Origin of the sequence: Roseibacterium elongatum DSM 19469 (assembly GCF_000590925.1) — a bacterium.
GTDB classification, from domain to species: Bacteria; Pseudomonadota; Alphaproteobacteria; order Rhodobacterales; family Rhodobacteraceae; genus Roseibacterium; species Roseibacterium elongatum.
This window is the reverse complement of record NZ_CP004372.1, coordinates 1,699,954-1,719,502: the sequence shown is the minus strand read 5'-3', so window position 1 is coordinate 1,719,502 and position 19,549 is coordinate 1,699,954. Positions and strand designations below refer to the sequence as shown.

The 19,549-nt window shown below is 67.3% G+C and carries 21 protein-coding genes; 11 read left to right on the top strand and 10 right to left on the bottom strand.

Annotation, left to right across the window (positions count from 1 at the left end):
* Window positions 1-60: 60 nt before the first annotated feature.
* Entirely contained in the window at window positions 61-1,200 is a 1,140-nt protein-coding gene (locus tag ROSELON_RS08340; RefSeq protein ID WP_025311956.1) for a type III PLP-dependent enzyme, read from the bottom strand.
* A 126-nt stretch (window positions 1,201-1,326) separates the two neighbouring features.
* Between ROSELON_RS08340 and ROSELON_RS08335 the strand changes: the two genes are divergently transcribed.
* The gene (locus tag ROSELON_RS08335; protein ID WP_025311955.1) at window positions 1,327-1,758 is read left to right on the top strand and encodes an Lrp/AsnC family transcriptional regulator; all 432 of its coding nucleotides are present in this window, start codon (window positions 1,327-1,329) and stop codon (window positions 1,756-1,758) included.
* A 3-nt stretch (window positions 1,759-1,761) separates the two neighbouring features.
* Here ROSELON_RS08335 and selD read toward each other — a convergent pair whose 3' ends face one another.
* The gene (selD, locus tag ROSELON_RS08330; protein WP_025311954.1) at window positions 1,762-3,933 is read right to left on the bottom strand and encodes a selenide, water dikinase SelD; all 2,172 of its coding nucleotides are present in this window, start codon (window positions 3,931-3,933) and stop codon (window positions 1,762-1,764) included.
* A gap of 4 nt (window positions 3,934-3,937) precedes the next feature.
* The gene (truA, locus tag ROSELON_RS08325) at window positions 3,938-4,711 is read right to left on the bottom strand and encodes a tRNA pseudouridine(38-40) synthase TruA (RefSeq protein WP_025311953.1); all 774 of its coding nucleotides are present in this window, start codon (window positions 4,709-4,711) and stop codon (window positions 3,938-3,940) included.
* A gap of 129 nt (window positions 4,712-4,840) precedes the next feature.
* On the opposite strand from truA, the gene ROSELON_RS08320 reads away from it, so the two are divergent.
* From ROSELON_RS08320 to ileS, 6 genes are all read left to right on the top strand, one after another.
* Window positions 4,841-6,253, top strand: coding sequence for a YcjX family GTP-binding protein (locus ROSELON_RS08320; RefSeq protein ID WP_025311952.1), 1,413 nt, complete (start codon window positions 4,841-4,843; stop codon window positions 6,251-6,253).
* Window positions 6,254-6,263: 10 nt separating this feature from the next.
* Window positions 6,264-7,274, top strand: coding sequence for a YcjF family protein (locus tag ROSELON_RS08315; protein ID WP_025311951.1), 1,011 nt, complete (start codon window positions 6,264-6,266; stop codon window positions 7,272-7,274).
* 55 nt (window positions 7,275-7,329) lie between these two features.
* Window positions 7,330-8,244: a DMT family transporter gene (locus ROSELON_RS08310; protein ID WP_025311950.1), complete on the top strand. Its 915-nt coding sequence runs from the start codon at window positions 7,330-7,332 to the stop codon at window positions 8,242-8,244.
* 49 nt (window positions 8,245-8,293) lie between these two features.
* Window positions 8,294-9,007, top strand: a complete 714-nt coding sequence (locus ROSELON_RS08305) for a VIT1/CCC1 transporter family protein (protein WP_025311949.1) — start codon at window positions 8,294-8,296, stop codon at window positions 9,005-9,007.
* Between the two features lie 78 nt (window positions 9,008-9,085).
* Window positions 9,086-9,388 (top strand): hypothetical protein, encoded by a 303-nt coding sequence (locus tag ROSELON_RS08300; protein ID WP_025311948.1) that lies wholly within the window; start codon window positions 9,086-9,088, stop codon window positions 9,386-9,388.
* A 200-nt stretch (window positions 9,389-9,588) separates the two neighbouring features.
* On the top strand, window positions 9,589-12,570 hold the full coding sequence (ileS, locus tag ROSELON_RS08295) for an isoleucine--tRNA ligase (RefSeq protein WP_025311947.1): 2,982 nt from the start codon (window positions 9,589-9,591) through the stop codon (window positions 12,568-12,570).
* A gap of 76 nt (window positions 12,571-12,646) precedes the next feature.
* Here ileS and ROSELON_RS08290 read toward each other — a convergent pair whose 3' ends face one another.
* The gene (locus ROSELON_RS08290; protein WP_025311946.1) at window positions 12,647-13,045 is read right to left on the bottom strand and encodes a SpoIIAA family protein; all 399 of its coding nucleotides are present in this window, start codon (window positions 13,043-13,045) and stop codon (window positions 12,647-12,649) included.
* Between the two features lie 128 nt (window positions 13,046-13,173).
* Here ROSELON_RS08290 and yghU point away from each other — a divergent pair, with 128 nt between their 5' ends.
* Genes yghU through ROSELON_RS08275 form a run of 3 tightly spaced genes read left to right on the top strand, consistent with a single transcriptional unit; the run spans window position 13,174 to window position 14,734 of the window.
* Entirely contained in the window at window positions 13,174-14,043 is an 870-nt protein-coding gene (gene yghU / locus ROSELON_RS08285; RefSeq protein WP_025311945.1) for a glutathione-dependent disulfide-bond oxidoreductase, read from the top strand.
* Between the two features lie 35 nt (window positions 14,044-14,078).
* On the top strand, window positions 14,079-14,288 hold the full coding sequence (locus ROSELON_RS08280; protein ID WP_038651193.1) for a DUF3253 domain-containing protein: 210 nt from the start codon (window positions 14,079-14,081) through the stop codon (window positions 14,286-14,288).
* A complete protein-coding gene (locus ROSELON_RS08275) occupies window positions 14,285-14,734 on the top strand; it encodes a methylated-DNA--[protein]-cysteine S-methyltransferase (protein ID WP_025311943.1) in 450 nt (149 codons plus the stop codon). Before ROSELON_RS08280 ends, ROSELON_RS08275 begins: the two co-directional genes overlap by 4 nt.
* A gap of 31 nt (window positions 14,735-14,765) precedes the next feature.
* Here ROSELON_RS08275 and ygfZ read toward each other — a convergent pair whose 3' ends face one another.
* On the bottom strand, window positions 14,766-15,533 hold the full coding sequence (gene ygfZ, locus ROSELON_RS08270; RefSeq protein WP_025311942.1) for a CAF17-like 4Fe-4S cluster assembly/insertion protein YgfZ: 768 nt from the start codon (window positions 15,531-15,533) through the stop codon (window positions 14,766-14,768).
* Window positions 15,534-15,662: 129 nt separating this feature from the next.
* On the opposite strand from ygfZ, the gene ROSELON_RS08265 reads away from it, so the two are divergent.
* Window positions 15,663-16,859 carry a pyridoxal-phosphate-dependent aminotransferase family protein gene (locus ROSELON_RS08265; RefSeq protein WP_025311941.1) on the top strand — a complete coding sequence of 399 codons (1,197 nt, stop codon included), beginning with the start codon at window positions 15,663-15,665 and terminating at the stop codon, window positions 16,857-16,859.
* Window positions 16,860-16,862: 3 nt separating this feature from the next.
* Here ROSELON_RS08265 and ROSELON_RS08260 read toward each other — a convergent pair whose 3' ends face one another.
* The 5 genes from ROSELON_RS08260 to ROSELON_RS08240 all read right to left on the bottom strand — a co-directional run bounded on the left by ROSELON_RS08260 (window position 16,863) and on the right by ROSELON_RS08240 (window position 19,541).
* On the bottom strand, window positions 16,863-17,081 hold the full coding sequence (locus ROSELON_RS08260; protein ID WP_156945898.1) for a hypothetical protein: 219 nt from the start codon (window positions 17,079-17,081) through the stop codon (window positions 16,863-16,865).
* A gap of 75 nt (window positions 17,082-17,156) precedes the next feature.
* Window positions 17,157-18,263 carry a pyridoxal phosphate-dependent aminotransferase gene (locus ROSELON_RS08255; protein ID WP_025311939.1) on the bottom strand — a complete coding sequence of 369 codons (1,107 nt, stop codon included), beginning with the start codon at window positions 18,261-18,263 and terminating at the stop codon, window positions 17,157-17,159.
* A gap of 264 nt (window positions 18,264-18,527) precedes the next feature.
* Window positions 18,528-18,785 carry a hypothetical protein gene (locus ROSELON_RS08250; protein WP_038650323.1) on the bottom strand — a complete coding sequence of 86 codons (258 nt, stop codon included), beginning with the start codon at window positions 18,783-18,785 and terminating at the stop codon, window positions 18,528-18,530.
* Window positions 18,786-18,789: 4 nt separating this feature from the next.
* Window positions 18,790-19,143, bottom strand: a complete 354-nt coding sequence (locus ROSELON_RS08245; protein ID WP_025311937.1) for an SH3 domain-containing protein — start codon at window positions 19,141-19,143, stop codon at window positions 18,790-18,792.
* Between the two features lie 65 nt (window positions 19,144-19,208).
* Window positions 19,209-19,541, bottom strand: coding sequence for a DnaJ family domain-containing protein (locus ROSELON_RS08240; RefSeq protein ID WP_025311936.1), 333 nt, complete (start codon window positions 19,539-19,541; stop codon window positions 19,209-19,211).
* Between the last annotated feature and the right edge of the window lie 8 nt (window positions 19,542-19,549).

Below are 19,549 nucleotides of genomic sequence, written 5' to 3'. Positions count from 1 at the left end.
GTCCCATCGGACACTAGGGGATCGTGGCGCACTGTCCAGTGGGCGGCCGCGCACGAAGGCTCAGCTCAGGCTGCGCACGGTGGCAAGGCGCATCGCGCCGTAGCCGTTGAACCGCGTCACCGTCGCCGTGGAATAGGCCCCCATCCCGTGGATCAGCACATAGTCGCCCTCGGCCATGTCCTCGGGCAACGGCACTGCGCCGGGCATGCGATCGAGGCTGTCACAGGTCGGCCCCCAGATCAGGCGCGGCACGGGCGCGCCGGAGCGTGGTCTGCCATCGGGGGCCACAACACCCAGCCGGTCCGTCATGCCCATGACGGGCTGCTCGGCCAAGGCGCCATAAATGCCGTCATTGAGATAGACCATGCCGGGGCGCAGCGCCTTGACGCGCAGGGCAAGGCTGACCGCCTCGGCCACCATGGCGCGGCCCGGCTCGCAAATCAGGGCCGGGCGCGAGGTGCCGAAGGCGCGGGCCACCGCCCCGTCGATCGCCCGGAAAATCGCCTCGAGTGGCGGGGTATCGGCCTGCATCCGGCGCGAGGGAAAGCCGCCGCCGACATTCAGACGGTCGAGCGTGACGCCCGCCGCGCGGGCGATCCCGGCGCTCGCATCGATATAGGCGACCCATGCCGCGGGGTCGGTGCATTGCGTGCCGGGATGAAAGGTCAGCGATGGGCGATACCCGGCCTTGGCCACGGCGCGCAGCAGGTCGGCGGCAGCCTCGGGCGTCGCGCCGAACTTCTCGCCGAAATCATAGGCGGCACCGGCAACCGGCAGCTTGAAGCGCACGGTCATCTCGGCACCGGGGGCGACCCCCTCCTCGACCAGTTTGGCAAACTCGCCCGCGTCATCCACCGAGTAGGAGGTCACGCCCATGCCGATGGCCGCGTCGATCTCGGCGCGCGAGCGGACGGGGTTGTTGTAATGCAGCGCCGCCTCGGGCGCGATCGAACGCACCAGCGCGATCTCGGCGGGCGAGGCCACGTCAAAAGCCGTGAGGCCCGCGCGCGCCAGATTCTCGATCACCGGGCCCGCGGCGTTGGCCTTGACCGCATAGGTGACGAGACCGGGAAACCCGTCGATGAACTGCCGCGCCGTTGCGGCCAGGATCTCCGGCGACAGAAACAAGACCGGATCGTCGGGTCGTTCAGCCACCAGATACGCCTTTGGCGTCATGTGAAAGGGGCGGGTGACGGTCATGGCGCGTCTCCTGTTGTCCTGCTCGCAAGGACAGGATGACGCAGCACTCGGGCGGTTTCACTGGTCACTTTAAACATTTTGCGCAATGATTTCGGCAAAACGACGAAATCACAGGCCATTCTGATGATGGACGAAATCGATAGGGATATCTTGCGGCTGCTGGCGGGGGATGCGCGCATGTCCGTGGCCGTGATGGCGCGCAAGATGAAGGTCGCCCGCTCGACCCTGCAGGCACGGCTGGAACGGCTGGAAAATTCCGGCGTGATCGCGGGGTATACCCTGAAACTGGGCGAGGCCGCGCGCGCAGGCCGTATCCGCGCTTCGGTGCTGTTGAACATCGAACCGCGCAGTCAGGCCGCGATCCTGTCGCGTCTGCGCGCGGTGCCCGAGGTCGAGCGCATCCACACCACCTCGGGGCGGGTGGACCTGCTGTTGGAGGTCGCGGCCCCGACCACCACGGCACTGGATGCCGTCCTGGACCGCATCGGCGAGATCGACGGGGTCAAAAGCTCGGAAAGCCTGATCCACCTGTCGACCAAGCTGGACCGCGCGTTGTGACACTCAGATCAGGGTGATCCCGGCCGCTTCGGTCACTGTGCCGATGATCGCGGCGTCATGGCCAAGCGCGCGGATTTGCGGCAACACGCGTTGGGCGTCCGCCTCGGGCAGGGCGGCCAGCAATCCACCCGCCGTCTGCGGGTCAAAGCACAGATCGGCACGCGCTGTATCGGGGGCCGTGACCATCCATCGGAGCGTGGCGCGATTCTGCGGGTAGAGGGTCGAGCGGAGGCCATGAACGGCCAAGGCCTCGGCCCCGTCCAGCAGCGGCAGCGCGGCAAGATCCACGCGCGCCCCGACGCCCGACGCCGTGCAGATGTTCGACAGATGTCCCACCAGGCCGAACCCCGTCACATCCGTCATCGCGCGCGCCAAGGGCGCCAACAGCGCCGACGCGTCGCCCTGCGGGCGCGCCATCGCCTGCCACGCAGCCATGACCTGATCGCCCGGTGCCTTCGCCTGCATCTCGGCGGCCAGGATCACGCCCGTTCCCAAGGGTTTCGTCAGGATCAGCGCATCGCCCGGCCGCGCGCCCCTCAGCGTCAGGGTGGGGCCGTTCAGCAGCCCCGTCACCGTGAAGCCAACGGTCAGCTCCGTCCCCATCGAGCTGTGGCCCCCCACCACCTCGGCCCCTTCGGCGGCAAAGACCTCGGCCGCGGCAGCCATCACCTCGTCCAGCCACGCGCCCTGCATCTGCGTCGCCATGCGCGGCAGGATGACGGTCGCCAGTGCCGATTGCGGCACCGCGCCCATGGCCCAGACATCGCCAAGCGCATGGATCGCCGCCACGCGGGAGACCAGCGCCGGGTCCAGCGCAAAGGCGCGCAGATGGTCGGTCGAAATCACCTGACGCGTCTTTCCCATCACCAGCACGGCGGCATCGTCGCCGGGCACACGCTCCACATCCGCACGGCCCGCCGAGGGCAGGCCCGACAGCACGCCCGACAGCGCCCCCGCACCAAGCTTCGCGCCGCAGCCACCGCAGGGCGCCGGCCCCACCATCTCGGCCGACACGCCCCTGGCCGCATTGGCGGGGGGCAGGGGTTTGTCCATGCGCGGCAGCTGTCGGAACTGGTCCATGAATTTCTGGTCGATGGCGTTTTTCCACCGCCACAGCGCCCCGCCCGCCACGGCGATGCCCGATTTCTCGGCCACCGCGCGCTGCCCGCCCATCGAGATGAGTTTCAGGAAATCGCGCTGCGGCTTGAACGCGCGGCGCTGTGCCCCGATCAGATCAGCGCGCAGGTTATGGGCCAGAACAGGGGCCGCGCGCACGGCATAGACACCGGCCTTGGGGCGCGGATCGGGGGCGAAATGGGCGCAATCGCCGGCGGCATAGATCGTCGGGTCGCTGACCGAACGCAGGTATTCGTCGACCACAAGGAACCCGCCCTGCACCGCCAGCCCGGTGTCTGCCACCCAAGCCTGCGGCACGGCCGCGGCGGTGCCAATCGTCAGGTCAGAGGCGATACGCCGCCCATCTTCAAGCCGGATGTCGCTGGCCGTGACCTCGGCCGGGGCCGTTCCCTCGTGCCGGGTGATGCCCCACCCGGCCAGAGCGCCGAGCAGATGCCGCCGCGCCGCCGGGACCACCCCGCCAAGGATCGGGCCGCGGTCGATGACGCATATCTCGGCCGCGCGCCCCAGGGTCTGCATCCGGTGGGCGCAGACCATGGCCACTTCGCAACCCGCGACACCACCGCCGACGACGGAGATCCTGATCGGCCCGGTGCCGGCACAGACCTCGGCCCACCGATCGGCGAACCGCGCCAATGGCTTGGCCGCCACGCCATGCGCGGCAAAACCGGGCAGCGCGGGCATATCCGAGGTGATGCCGATATCGAGCGAACAGATGTCATAGGTCAGCGCCCGCCCCCCGGCGAGGGTCACGCGTTTGGCCGTCGGGTCCAACGCCACCGCCCGATCGCAAATCAGCCTTGCCCCGGCGAAGCGCGCCAGTTTCACGAGGTCGATCTCAAGCGCATCGCGCGCATAGTGCCCGGCGATATGGCCCGGCAACATCCCCGAATAGGGGGCGGTCGGACCGGGGTTGACCACCGTCAACCGCACCCCCGGCACCGGGTTCATCCCCCACATGCGCAGGGCCAGCGCATGGGCATGCCCGCCGCCCACGAAAAGCAGCTCTTTCACCAGGGGGACCGGGCCGGTTTCCATCGTCTCAACCTTGTGCAAAGGGATCTTCGGGGTAGCCGACCCCGGTCAGATACAGGCCCTGCGGCGGGGCCACGGGGCCGCATTGGGCGCGATCACAAGCGGCCAGCACCTGCCCCACCCGTTCGGGCGGCCACGCGCCCGCGCCGACGCGTTCCAGCGTGCCGACGATCGAGCGCACCTGATTGTGCAGGAAGGACCGCGCGCGCAGGTGGACCCGGATTTCCAGGCCATTGGCGCGCGGAACCGGCTCGACCACCACCGCGTCCATCGTCTTGACCGGGCTGGCGGCCTGACAGATGGACGCGCGAAACGTCGTGAAATCATGCCGGCCGACCAACGCCCTGGCCGCCTCGGCCATGGCCTCCGCATCCAGAGCGCCGCGCACATGCCACGCCTGCCCCGCGTCATGCACCAGCGGCGCGCGTCGTACGATCACGCGGTAGGTGTAGCGCCGTTCCACCGCCGAAAACCGCGCATGCCAGTCCTCGGCCACACGGGCGCAGGCAACGATGGCGACGGGGTCTGGTTTCAGATGGTGGTTCAACGCCTCGGACAGGCGGAACGGATCCCAGTCGCGGGCCATGTCGCACTGCGCCACCTGGCCCGTGGCATGCACCCCGGCATCCGTCCGCCCCGCCGCGGCAATCGAAGGCACACCCTCCTCCAACCGCGCCAGCGCAGCCTCGATCGCGCCCTGGACCGAGGGCTGATCGGCCTGGCGCTGCCACCCGGCAAACGGGGCGCCATCATATTCGACTTTCAACGCATAGCGTGGCATGCCCGCCCCGCTAGCGCATCGTACGGGCGGCGTCCACGGGGTCTGACGACGCGCGCCGGCTTCTCCCCTGTAAACGCCGCCCGCGAATACCTATTGTCAGGGTCACTCCAGTGGAAAGGGCGCAGCGGCGTGGTGATCGGACGAGTAGCAGACGGGTTGGGCCGCGGGGTCGAAGGGGTCACGCAAGCCGTATCCGAGGCGTTCTTCGAGCCGGTGATCCGGCTGGGCGTGACCGGTCTGGCACGCTCGGGCAAGACGGTGTTCATCACATCGCTGGTGGCCAACCTGCTGGATCGGGGCCGCATGCCGGGGCTGGAGGCGGCCCATTCCGGCCGGATCGAGGCCGCCTATCTGCAACCCCAGCCCGACGATACGGTGCCCCGCTTCGCCTACGAGGACCATCTGGCCGCCATGACCGGCCCAGCGCCTTATTGGCCGGACAGCACGCGGTCGGTCTCGGAACTGCGCCTGTCGCTGCGGGTGCGGCCCACGGGCCTGCTGGGCGGGGTGACCGGGCCACGGACGGTGCATCTGGATATCGTGGATTATCCGGGCGAATGGCTTCTGGACCTTGCCCTGCTGGACCAGGATTTCGAAACCTGGTCCCAGGCGGCGCTGGCCTCGGCCCGCGCCCGTCCCGAGGGAGCGGCCTATGCCGCCTTGATCGACCGGACGGACACCGCCGCCAAGCTGGAGGAACCCACCGCCGCGGCCCTTGCGCGCGCATGGACCGACTATCTGACCGCCGCGCGCGACGCGGGCTATTCCGACTGCACGCCGGGGCGGTTCCTGCTGCCCGGCGATCTGGAGGGCAGCCCCGCCCTGACGTTCGCGCCCCTGCCCGCCGGCGACAGCCCGCGCGGATCGCTGGCGCGCGAGTTTGCCCGCCGGTTCGACGCCTATACCGCGCAGGTCGTCAAACCCTTCTTCCGAAACCACTTTGCCCGGATCGACCGGCAGATCGTGCTGGTCGACGCGCTTGGCGCGATCCATGCCGGCCCGCCCGCGCTCGAGGATCTGCGCCGCGCGTTGGCGGGAATTCTTGGCGCGTTCCGGCCCGGGCGCAACACCTTCCTGACGGCGATCCTTGGTAAACGGGTCGACAAGATCCTGTTCGCCGCGACCAAGGCCGACCACCTGCACCACGAACACCACCCGCGCCTTGCCGCGATCATGGAGGCGCTGGTCGCCGAGGCGCGGCGGCGCGCCGATTTCAGCGGGGCCGAGACGCAAGCCATGGCCATCGCCGCCCTGCGCGCCACGGTCGAGGAGACGCGGCGCGTGCGCGGCGAGGATCTGGGCGTGGTGCGCGGCGTGCTGGAGGCGACCGGCAAACAGGCGGCCCTGCACCCCGGCGATCTGCCTGCAGACCCGGCGGCGCTGCTGGCCCCGGCGCGGGACGGCGCGCAAACCTGGCTGGATGGCGATTACGGCGTGATGCGCTTTGCCCCGGCGCCCCTCAGCCTGCGCGCGGGCGAAGGGCCGCCGCATATCCGGCTGGATCGGGCGGCGGAATTCCTGCTGGGCGACCGGCTGCGATGAGGACACCGAGATGAAAGAACGCAAAGGCCCCATCCTGATCGAGCTGGACGAGGACGACACCACCCCCCGCCCCGGCCCCGAAACGGCCGAGCCGGTGCCCGACCTGCCGGGCATGGCCCCCGAAGGACGCGCGATGCAGGTCGTGGCCACCCTTGGCGCGCGCAAACCTTCGCGTATCGCGCGCTGGTTCTGGGCGGCGTTGACGGCGCTGATCGGTCTGGTCGTGTCGCTGGCGGCATGGGATTTCGTGACCGGCCTTTTGGCCGCGAACCCGGTCTTGGGGTGGACCGCGACGGGGTTGATTGCCGTCGTGATCGGGACGCTGGCCATCATCTCGTTGCGGGAACTGGCGGCGTTTTCGCGCCTGGGGCGACTGGATGCCCTGCACCGGCAGGCCGAAAGCGCGCTGGCCTCGGGCGATCTGACCGAGGGGCGCGCGGTGCTGGACCGTCTGTCCGGCCTGTATCGCGGGCGGGCCGAGCTGCGGCTGGGGCGCGAGACGATCGACCGGCAGAAAGGCGACGTGTTCGACGTTACCAGCCTGTTCGCGCTGGCCGAGACACAGATGCTGGCACCGCTGGATGCCGCCGCCACGCGCGAGGTCGAGGCCGCGGCCCGACAGGTGGCGACCGTGACCGCGCTTGTGCCGCTGGCCTTTGCCGATGTCTTTGCGGCGCTGACGGCGAATTTGCGGATGATCCGGCGCATCGCCGAAATCTATGGCGGGCGCGCGGGCACCCTGGGCGCCTGGCGGCTGACCCGCGCTGTGCTGACGCATCTCGTCGCCACGGGCGCCGTTGCGGTGGGTGACGATCTGATCGGCTCGGTCGCGGGCGGATCGGTCCTGTCCAAGGTGTCGCGCCGCTTTGGCGAGGGGATCGTGAACGGGGCGCTGACCGCACGGGTGGGCGTGGCCGCGATCGAGGTCTGCCGCCCCATCCCCTTTACCACCGCCAAACGCCCCAGCGTCACCGCCACGGTGCGCCGTGCGTTGACGGGGCTGTTCGGGCAAAAGCGCTGACGCCGCCGTCGGATCGGACGTGACAGCGCCGCTGCCCCGTGCCACAGACTGGCGCATGAGCCAGCCCCACGCAGACCGCCCGCTTCTCGGCATTCTTCTGATGCTGGGATTTTGCGCCATCGTGCCCATCGCCGATGCAATGGCCAAGCTGTTGGGCGACTATCCCCTGACGCAGCTGGTACTGATCCGCTTTGCCGCGCAGGCGGTGCTGCTGCTGCCCTTGGCCTTGTGGCTGCGCCAACGCCTGTTTCCCAACTCCCGTGTTCTGGGCCTGACGCTGGCGCGCACGCTGTTGCAGATGTCGGGCATCGGCCTGATGTTCACGGCGCTGCGCTATCTGCCTTTGGCCGATGCCATCGCCATCGCTTTCGTCATGCCCTTCATCATGCTGCTTCTGGGCTGGTGGGTGTTGAACGAAGACGTCGGGCCGCGGCGGCTGGCGGCCTGTGCCGTGGGCTTTGTCGGGACGCTGATGGTGGTGCAGCCCAGTTTCGCCGAGGTGGGCCTGCCCGCGCTGCTGCCGCTGGCCGTCGCCGTCATCTTCGCCCTTTTCATGCTGGTCACACGCAAGGTCGCCAAGGAGATCGAGCCCATCGCCCTGCAAGGGGCCTCGGCGCTGTTGGCCTTGCCGATCCTGATCCCCTTTGCCTTTCTGCCCGTCGCCAGCGACAGTCCGCTGACGGGGTGGATCACGCCCATGGGAACGGACCTGGGGCTGTTCGCAATCCTCGGGTTTGCGGGGGCGGTGGCGCATCTCTTGATGACATGGTCGCTGCGCTTTGCGCCATCGGCCACGCTGGCACCGATGCAGTATCTCGAGATCCCGCTGGCGACACTGGTGGGGTTTCTTATCTTCGGCGACCTGCCCGACGGGCTGGCGGCCTGGGGGATCATGGTGACCATCGCCGCGGGCCTCTACATCGTCTGGCGCGAACGCGTGCTCAGTCGCGCGGCCCCGCCCGCCGCCTGATTGATCTGCCGCAAGGCGCGTGCGCCGATCGCGGACGCATGATCGCGCCATGGCGCACGCGCACGGACACAGCCAGGCCGAGGTCGAGGCCCGGATCAACGCCCCGACCGGGCATGGCTACCTGCGCGATCTGGTCTATGGCGCAATCGACGGGGCGGTGACGACATTCGCCATCGTGGCGGGCGTGGCGGGGGCGGGCCTGTCGCCCGCGGTGATCGTGGCCCTTGGACTGGCCAATGTACTGGCCGACGGGCTTTCCATGGCCGCCGGCAACTATTCAGGCACCAAGGCCGAGCGGGACGATGCGCGCCGACTGGCCGATATCGAACGGCGGCATCTGTCCGAGACGCCCGAAGGCGAACGGCGCGAGATCCGCGAAATCCTCAAGCAAAAGGGCCTGTCGGGCGATGTGCTGGAGGCCGCGACAGATCAGATCGCGGCGAACGAGGATGCCGCCGTACGCCTGATGCTGACCGACGAATACGGGCTTGCCCCGGTCGAGCCGCGCCCGATGCGGGCCGCGCTGGCGACCTTCGGTGCATTCCTTTTGGCAGGCGCGGTGCCGCTGATCCCGTTCTTGCTGGGCCTGTCCGATGCCTTTCGTTTGTCGGCGATCATGACGGGCGTGGTCTTCTTCGGGATCGGGGCGGCCAAATCCATCTGGTCGGTCGCCCCATGGTGGCGATCGGGGGGCGAGACCTTGGCCATCGGCGGCGCGGCGGCGGCCGTCGCCTACATCGTGGGGACGGTCTTTGCCGTCTAGAGCACCCCCAACCCCGCCTTGCGTGCCCGACATACCGGGCGACCAGCCGCCCCCGTTTCCCTCGTAGAAAGCGTACCCATGTCCTATTCCCATCTCACCACACTGTCGAAACTGGCCCTGCTGCTCTCGGTCCTCGGTCTTGTCATCGGCGTCCAATCCCTGACCACCAGCACGGTGAACGGCGTCACCCAGTGCAGTTTCATCGATTACGGCGCGCTGCTTTTCGGGGCGGCGGGTGCCTTTGCCGGTTCGCTCGGCGAGGTCCGGGCGCTCGGCATGGCCGAGGGCAAACTGGAGAACCTGATCGTCTCGGGCGCGGCGGTGATGATCGGCATCTTCAACGTGCTGCGCGGCCTTGGCGTGATCTGGGGGCCGTGCTGACGCATCCGCCCGCCCTGCCCTTTACGCTGCGCCCGAGCGGGCCTATACCCGCGCCCATGATGACGTTTGCCGCGATCCTCATTCGAATTAGCAGCCCGGCGCTCTGACCCGATCAGGCCGCCGGGACAAAGGTGCTTGAGCTATCGCACCGCCCTGCTATTCCCCTTTTGACATCCGCAAAGCCCGAGGAGCGCCCGACCATGTGCGCCGACACGCCCGACCAGACGGTCGATTACAAGGACACGCTGAACCTTCCGAAAACCGACTTCCCGATGCGCGCCGGCCTGCCCAAGCGCGAGCCGGCCTGGCTGGAGCGGTGGAACCGGATCGGCATCTACGACCGCCTGCGCGACAAGGCCAAGGATGGGTCGCGCAAGCCCTTCACCCTGCATGATGGCCCGCCCTATGCGAACGGGCACCTGCATATCGGCCACGCGCTGAACAAGATCCTCAAGGATTTCGTGGTGCGCAGCCAGCAGATGATGGGCCGCGATGCCCGCTACATCCCCGGCTGGGACTGCCACGGCCTGCCCATCGAATGGAAGATCGAGGAAGCCTACCGCGCCAAGGGGCAGGACAAGGACAAGATCGACGTCGTCGATTTCCGGCAGGAATGCCGCCGCTTTGCCGAGGGCTGGATCGACATCCAGCGCGAGGAATTCAAGCGCCTTGGCGTCACGGGGATGTGGGACAAGCCTTACCTGACGATGGATTTCCATGCCGAGCGTGTGATCGCCGAGGAGTTCCAGAAATTCCTGATGAACGGGTCGCTCTACCAAGGCTCCAAACCCGTGATGTGGTCGCCGGTCGAAAAGACCGCGCTGGCCGAGGCCGAAGTGGAATATCACGACCGCCAGACGGACGCGGTGTGGGTGCCGTTCGACATCGTTGACGTGGCTGTGCCCGGGATCGACTCGGGCGCGATGAAAGCGTCCGACATGGACCCGGACACGGTCGAACGCATCGCCTCGCTCGCGACGGCGAAGGTCGTGATCTGGACCACCACGCCCTGGACCCTGCCGCAGAACCGCGCGATCTGCTTCGGCCCCACGATCAGCTATGGCCTCTATGAAATCACCGGCCGCCCCGAGGAATGCTGGGCGCGGATCGGTGACCGCTACCTCCTGGCCGATGCCTTGGCCGAAGAGGCGCTGTCGGCCATGCGGCTGGAGCCCGAGATGTATCGCCGCCTGCGCGACGTGACGCCTGACGAGCTGGCCACGCTGAGCTGTGCCCATCCCCTGCGCGGGGCCGAGGGCGCGGGCGGCGAATGGGACTACGACGTGCCGCTCTTCCCCGGCGATCACGTCACCGACGACGCGGGCACCGGTTTTGTCCATACCGCGCCCAGCCACGGTGACGACGACTACCAGATCGGGCGTCAGCACGGGCTGGAGATGACCTACAACATCCTCGACGACAGTTCCTTCCGGGCCGATCTGCCGTTTTTCGGCGGTGAGCGGATCATCAAGGAAAACGGCAAGCCGGGCGGTGCCAACAAGGCCGTCATCGACAAGCTGGTAGAAACCGGAAAACTGCTGGCGCGGCGACGCATCACCATCAGCGACGCGCATTCCTGGCGGTCCAAGGCGCCGGTGATCCGCCTCAACCGCCCGCAATGGTTTGCCGCCATCGACCGCGAGATCGGCGGCGACGGCACCTATGGCAAAACGATCCGCGAACGCGCGCTGACCTCGATTGACACGCTGGTCGAGTGGACCCCGCAAACGGGCCGCAACCGCCTGCATTCCATGATCGAGGCGCGGCCCGACTGGGTTCTGTCACGCCAGCGCGCCTGGGGCGTGCCGCTGACCTGCTTCGTCAAGAAAGGCACCGCGCCCACCGATGCCGATTTCCTGTTGCGTGATCCGGCGGTCAACGCTCGCGTGCTCGAGGCATTCGAGAATGAAGGCGCGGATGCGTGGTACAAGCCCGGCGCCAAGGCCCGTTTCCTCGGCAACGAGCATGACCCGGACCAATATGAACAGGTCTTCGACATCCTCGACGTGTGGTTCGACTCTGGCTCCACCCATGCCTTCGTCCTGCGCGACCGCGAGGACGGGTCCGAGGATGGCATCGCCGACCTGTATCTGGAAGGCACCGACCAGCATCGCGGGTGGTTCCATTCCTCGATGCTGCAAGCTTGCGGCACCATCGGCCGCGCGCCCTATCGCGGTGTGCTGACCCACGGCTTCACGCTGGACGAAAAGGGCATGAAAATGTCCAAGTCGGTCGGCAACACGGTCGCCCCGCAAGAGGTGATCGACCAGTACGGCGCCGACATCCTGCGCCTGTGGGTGGCGCAGTCGGATTACACCGCCGACCTGCGCATCGGCCCCGAGATCCTGAAAGGGGTCGCCGACAGCTACCGCCGCTTGCGCAACACGATGCGCTTCATGCTTGGCTCGCTCGCCGATTTCACCGAGGCCGACCGCGTGGACCCCGCCGATATGCCCGAGCTGGAGCGGTGGGTGCTGCACCGTCTGGCCGAGTTGGACGAGAACGTGCGCAAGGGTTACGACGCCTACGACTACCCCGGCGTGTTCAACGCAGTGTTCCAGTTCGCCACCAGCGATCTGTCGGCCTTCTACTTCGATATCCGCAAGGATGCGCTGTATTGCGATGGCGACACGGCGCGCCGCCGCGCCGCGCGCACCGTGCTGGATATCCTGTTCCATCGGCTGACGACATGGCTGGCGCCGATCCTGGTTTTCACGATGGAAGAGGTCTGGCTGGAGCGTTTCCCCGGTGACGACAGTTCCGTGCATTTGCAGGACATCCCTGCAACGCCAACCGAGTGGCGCGACGCGGACCTGGCCGCGAAATGGGCCGAGGTGCGCAGCGCCCGCCGCGTCGTGACCGCCGCGCTGGAAATCCAGCGCCGCGACAAGGTGATCGGTGCCAGCCTCGAGGCCGCACCCGTCGTTCATATCCGCGACAAGGCGATGCTGGCGGCGCTGAAATCGGTGGCGTTCGAGGATGTGGCCATTACCTCGGATATCGTCCTGACAGCCGACCCGATGCCGGCCGAGGCCTTCCGCCTGCCCGAGGTCGAGGGGGTCGGCGTCGTCTTTGAAAAGGCCGAAGGGCAGAAATGCCAGCGTTGCTGGAAGATCCTGCCCGATGTCGGTCAGCACAGGCACGCGGGCGTCTGCAAGCGATGTGACGCGGCCTTGGGCTGACACGAAAAAAGGCGCGCCCGAGGGAGCGGCGCGCCTTTGATACTCGTGACGTTTTCGGCACCTTGGTCGTGTCGTGTCAGGCGGCCTTGGCCTCATCCGTTTTCAGCCAGGCCAGCGCGGCCTCTTCGGTGTCGAACGACTTCGCCTCGACCGGCAGCGCCTTGCCCACGGTCTCGACGATGCTGCCCGCATCACCGGGCGCATTCGCAACGACGTAGTTGCGCACGCTGGTCACGGCCTTGGCCTGTGCCTTCATCGCATCGACCGACCAGTTGGCGCCCGGTTCGGCGCTGCGCTCGGTCTCGAAGACCAGCAGCATGTCGATCTTCTGATCCTTCGGAACGGCGTCGAACAGCGTGTTCATGCGCTCGCCCATTGCCGCCATGTCCTCGCGGGTCACGGCGCCGGTGATGCGAAAGGCATGCACGTTTGCGATGCCGGGATCGAATTCCGTAATGGTGTCGGTGGTCAGCATGGCACCCTCCTTTCGATTGCTTGGGGGACCAACGCAGCCGGGCGCACAGGGTTCCTGCATGTCTGCGCATTGGTCTCGGGGCCCCGCATGGCTATGTGTGAGGCAACGGCAGCAGAAGGATTCGTGCGATGACGGACACCCAAGGTTACACACCCCCCAAGGTCTGGACATGGGATGCGGAGAATGGCGGCACATGGGGCAGCCTGAACCGCCCCATCGCGGGCGCGACCCATGACAAGGATCTGCCGGTCGGCAAACATCCTTTCCAGCTCTACTCGATGGGCACGCCAAATGGCGTGAAGGTCACCGTGATGTTCGAGGAGCTGCTGGCTGCGGGCCATGAGGCGGAATATGACGCCTGGCTGATCCGCATCGGCGATGGCGACCAGTTCGGGTCGGGCTTTGTCGAATTGAACCCCAACTCGAAAATCCCCGCGCTTCTCGACCGATCGGGCGACACGCCCGTCCGCGTGTTCGAATCCGGCGCGATCCTGCTGCATCTGGCCGAGAAATTCGGGGCCTTTCTCGGGCGGCCCGAGGATCGGCCCGAATTGCTGTCCTGGCTGATGTGGCAGATGGGCAGCGCGCCCTATCTTGGCGGCGGCTTTGGCCATTTCTATGCCTATGCGCCCGAGCCGATGGAATACCCGATCAACCGCTTCGCGATGGAGACCAAGCGGCAGCTTGACGTGCTCGATAAACATCTCGATGGACGCGACTGGGTTGTGGGCGATGACATCACCATCGCGGATATGGCCATCGCGCCGTGGTACGGCCGCCTTGTGCAGGGCGAGGCCTATGACGCGGGCGAGTTCCTGTCGGTGCACGAGTACAAGAACGTGGTCGCCTGGGCCGATCGGTTCTTCGACCGTCCCGCCGTACAGCGCGGCAAGATGGTCAACCGCACCTTCGGCGATCCGTCCGAACAGTTGTGGGATCGCCACGACGCCTCGGATTTCGAGACCAAGACGCAGGACAAGGTGCAGGCGGCCGAGTGACCGAGGCAAGCGATGATGTCATCGCTGTCGAATTGATGCGCCTCGCGCGTTTGCGCGGGGCCGACAAAACCTTTTGCCCATCGGAGGTCGCGCGGGAGCTGTCCGCAGATTGGCGTCCGCTCATGCCCAAGGTACGCCGTGTGGCGGCTGGTCTGCCGCTGATCGCCACCCAGCGGGGCGCAGCGGTCGATCCGGTCACGGCACGCGGTCCGATCCGGTTGCGGCTGGTGGGCGGGTTTTCGTGAGAGGATCGGTGGACACCCCCCTCGGCTCGGTTTGGGTCGAGGTCGCGGACCGGGCGGTCGTGGCAAGCGGCTGGGGCGCGGCCCAGGGCGGCGACGATCCGGTTTTGCGCACGGCGCTGGACGAGGTGGTGGCCTATTTCGACCGAAGGCTGGATCGGTTCACCGTACCGATACGGCCGCAGGCGAGCGGCCTGAGCGGGCGCGTTCTGGACGCGCTGTCGGCCATCCCCTTTGGTGAAACGCGGACCTATGGCGACCTGTCGAAAGACCTGGGCGCGCCAGCCCAAGCCATCGGTCGAGCCTGTGGGTCCAACCCCGTGCCGATCCTCATCCCGTGCCACCGGGTTCTAGGTGCCACCTCGCTCGGCGGGTTCAGCGCACCGGGCGGCATCGAGGCCAAGGTCTGGCTTTTGGGGCACGAAGGGGCGGCGGGGCTGTTGATCTGAGCTTGCGTATTCCAAGCAAACTCACAGGTTTTTACACAGGCTTCTCCCCATTCCACGACAGCTTTGCGGTATCTGCTACCATCCCGTCTTTGGCGCGATCATAGCGCAGATGGGCGATGCCCCGACCGTTTGCCTGTGTATAAAGCGTGCCAACCGCCCGGCCGTCGGCATCGACAATGGCCGTGCCTGCGGGGGCCGACCCGGCCACTGTCACGGTCACCAGGCCTTTGCGCAACTCGGTCTTGTGCTTCATCCGGGCGGTCACCTCCTGGCCGACATAGCAGCCCTTGCGGTGGTCCACGCCGGCCAGCCGATCGAACCCGGCTTCGAGAATGTAGGTGTCATCGGGGATCAACTCGATGCCCGTCTCGGGGATGCAAGCCGCGACGCGGATGGCGTCCCAGTCGATCCGGGGCGCGTCCCCCTCGACCCCATAGGCGCGCCATCCCAATGACGGGTGCCGCGGATCGGGCCACGCCCCTTGCGGCGGGGCGCCGAGGCCGCGCGCGACGGGCAGACCGCTGTCTTCGATCACCACATCCGCCCGCAGCTTGTACATCATCAGCCGCTGCGCCAGCGCCTGCGCGATGTCGGCATGCACGTCCAGCAAGATGTCATCGCCCCGGTTCAACAAAAAGAAATCGGCAAGGTATTTTCCCTGCGGCGTCAGCAAGGCGGCATAGGTCAGGCCGTCGTCGGGGCTGCCCAGATCGTTCGTGACAAGGCCGTGCAGGAAGTGCTCGCGCTCGCTACCCGCGATCCGCAGCACCACCCGGTTCTCCGCCCGCTCACCCATCATGCATCACCTCCGCTGATTTTCTGTCTCACAGCTAATCATGTGGACGCCCGGCGCAAGCCGTGACGTGAGATTGACCCCGACCCTGCGCAGGCGTAACCCTCACCCGTCCGAGAGAAGGAGCCCCCCGACATGAGCCTTGCCAACGGTCGCCATTACCTTGCCATTCCCGGCCCGTCCGTCATGCCCGACCGCGTGCTGCAGGCGATGCACCGTCCGGCGCCGAACATCTATACCGGCGAACTGGTCGACATGGTGCATGGTCTGGTGCCAGACCTGAAGGCCGTGGCACGGACCGGGCATCATGTAGCGATGTATATCGCCAATGGCCACGGCGCATGGGAAGCGGCCCTGACCAATACCCTGTCGCGCGGGGACAAGATCCTGGTTCTGGGCACCGGGCGTTTCTGCCTCGGGTGGGGCGAGTTCGCGGCGGCCATGGGCGTTGATTGCCAGGTGATCGATTTCGGTCAGCAATCCGACGTGGATCTGGCCCGCGTGGCCGAGGTGCTGAAGGCCGACGCCGATCACGACATCAAGGCCGTCATGGCGGTGCAGGTCGATACCTCGACCAGCGTCAAGAACGACATTCGGGGCCTGCGTGACGTGCTGGATACGGTGGGGCACCCGGCGCTGCTGTTTTCCGACAACATCGCCTGTCTTGCCTGTGACGAGTTTCACATGGACGACTGGGGCGTCGACCTGATGGTTACAGGCAGCCAGAAGGGCCTGATGACGCCACCGGGCATGGGGTTCGTCTTTTTCAACGACAAGGCCGACCGCGCGCGCGCCGAGGCGAACCTGGTCACCCCCTATTGGGATTGGCGCCCGCGTGTCGAGGTGACCGAGTTCTATCGCTATTTCAACGGCACGGCGCCCACGCATCACCTCTATGGTCTGCGCACCGCGCTGGACATGATCGCGGAAGAAGGGCTGGAAAACGTCTGGGCGCGTCACCGGACGCTGGCCAAGGCCGTCTGGGCCGCTATCGACGTCTGGGGACAGGCCGGGCCGGTCCGCGCCAATATCGTCGAGGAGGACAAACGCTCCTGCGCGGTGACGACGGTCAATTTCGGCCCCGGCAACGGTCAGCGCCTGCGCGACTGGATGACGGCCGAGGCCGGCGTCACGCTGGGGATCCCCCTTGGCGGGGTCGAGGGGCCGGGGGGCGACCCCGCAGATTTCCTGCGCATCGGGCATATGGGCCACGTGAACACGCATATGGTGCTGGGGGTTCTGGGCAGCCTTCAGGCCGGGATGGCCGCCTTGCAGATCCCGCACGGGCCGACCGGCCTGGAAGCGGCGATGAAGGTGATCGCCGAGGCGTAACCCCTACCGGTCCCCGCGAAACGCGCGGTGCAGGTCCTCGGCGCGGGTCTTGCGCGCCAGTGCCATCTGCGCGTCCTGCTGGCGCTCGCAGGTGCGCAACAGCAGGTACGTCAGGGTCGCCGCGACCACGGCCCCGACAGGGCCCGTCAAGGCCCAGATCACGAACAGGGCAAAGAGGCCGAAGGCGACAAGCACCCCGGAAAAGAGGCGAGAGAGCGTCATGGCTGGGGTCCTTGGGCTGGGGTGCATCTGGCGAAAGACCTAGCGCCAGATTGTCGCAGGGAAAGGCGCCGTGCCTCAGCGGGCCTCGGCCAGGGCCAGCGGAAGTGCATCAGCCAAGCGGTCGAGATCGGCGTCCGTGCCGCAGGAAATGCGGATGCAGCGATCCTGCGGGGCGACGAAGGGCATGCGCACGAAGATGCCGCGCGCGACAAGGCGAGCCAGAACCGCGCGCGCGAAATCGCCATCCGCGCCGCAATCGACGGTGACGAAATTCGTCGCCGAGGGCAGAGGCGTCAGGCCATTGTCGCGCGCGATCTGCGCGATGCGATCCCGAGCCTTGGCAATGCGCGCGACGGTGGCGTGCAGGTAATCCTGATCCTGCAGCGCCGCCAGCGCGCCCGCCTGCGCCAGCCGGCCCATACCGAAATGGTTGCGGATGCGGTTGAAGGCCGCGATGAAATCGGGATGCGCAAGCGCATAGCCCACGCGCAGGCCCGCCAGGCCGTACGCCTTGGAAAACGTGCGGAACCGGATCACGCGGGGGTGGCCCAGATCCAGCGGCAACACCGCCTCGGGCGGGGCGGTATCGACATAGGCCTCGTCCAGCGCCAGCACCGTGCCCTCGGGCAAGGCGTCGATCATGTCGGCCATGCGGGCGGCGTCGTGCCAACTGCCCATCGGGTTATCGGGATTGGCGATGTAAATCATCTTGGCGTCGACCTCGGCCGCCTTTGCGATCAGGGCCTCGGGGTCCTCGGCATCGCCTTTGTAGGGCACCTTGTGCAGCGTGCCGCCGAACCCGGCCACGTGATAGTTGAAGGTCGGATAGGCCCCGTCCGAGGTAACGACGGCATCGCCTTGGGCGACCAGCATGCGCACGAGATAGCCCAGCAACCCGTCGATCCCCTCGCCCAGAACGATGGCCTCGATGGGCACGTCATGATGGCTGGCCAAGGCACTGCGCAACGCGAACCCCTCGGGGTCGCCGTACATCCAGGCGTCCTTGGCCGCTTCGGCGATGGCGCGGGGGCTGGGGCCGAACACGCTTTCATTCGCGCCAAGACGCGCGTCAAACCCCGCCCCGCGCGCGCGTTCCTGCGTCTCGGGGCCGACAAAGGGCACCGTGGCCGGCAGGCGGGTCAGCAGATCGGTGTAGCGCGGGGGGGCGGATGCGGTCGACATGGCGCGGAGAAAAATCCGAAAAACTCCCCCCGCGCAAGATGTCTTGTGGCTTTAGGATACGGGGGGTTCTCCAAAATCGGGACATCCGATCATGCCAAAGCTGACACGACGCGGGTTCCTTGCCCTCAGTTCCGCAGCCAGCGTGGCGCGGGGTCTGCCCCCGATCGCGACAAGGGTCAGGTCGCGGCGCGTGCTGACACTGGTCCATGACCGTGCTCTTGGCGCGATGCGGGCCGTTGACCGGGTGGTGCGCTGACGCGCGGGCTACGGGGCCTGCTTGCGCCCAAGGCGGATGGCGTAGATCAGCGCCGCCAAACCAAGCGCCGCGATGATCCCGGCCGTTGCGGCGGCCCCGATCGTGGCGGTCATCCCGTCGACGACGCCGCCGACCAGGCCTGAGCGCCGCCCGGCGATCCCCGCATCCGCGGGCCCGAGCGTCCAGACACGCCAGGCCAGCACCCACAGGCCGGTGCCCGTGACGACGCCCAGACCATATGTCACGATGTGAGGTGGAACCGTCATGGGCCTAGTCCATATCCTCGGTCAGGAAACGGCGATTGACCCAGCCCCGTTGCACCCCCTGCCATTCGACAAGGCACCACGGCGTATAGGCGTTCAGCGCCGCCTGATCCGCAGGGCCGAGGGCGAAATACTGGTCGCGGGTGACGGTGGGCACGCAGATATCCATCTGAACGCCCCGCGCATCATGGGGCAACGCATCGATCACGAAATAGGCGGTGCCGGGGCCGACCCGGACATTCAGAACGTCATCGGACGCCACCCCGGTCACGCGCCACGCATCCGGACCATCGGCAGTGGCATGGCCGGTCTGGGGCGCGAGGGTGATGACAGCAAGCAGGGTGGCGAACAGGCGGCGCATGGCACGGTCCTTTCTTTGGGCTTATCCAGAGTGACCGCTCCACCGACGCCCGGGCAATGGAGGTTTTACCGCATGAAGGCCTTGCGCGCCTCGGTCGCGATCGCGCATTTCAACTGCAATTCGGCGATCCGGGCCATGGCGCGGCGTTTTTCATGGTCGGTCTTCGCCTCGGCATAAGCGGCCTTGGCGGCCTCGACCGCACGGCGCAACTCGATTTCCTCGGGCAGCGCACCATGTTCCGCCATCATGCGATAGCCCACGGCCTCGCCCGCGCTGACAAAGGCCCCTTCGGGGCGATCGGGCAGGGGTTTGCCCTCGCCCTCAAGGCACGAGAGCTTCCCCTCGGCCAGGGCTTTCTGCATCTGGCGTTCAGCAAGCTTGTCGAAGAACGCGGACATGCGCGCAG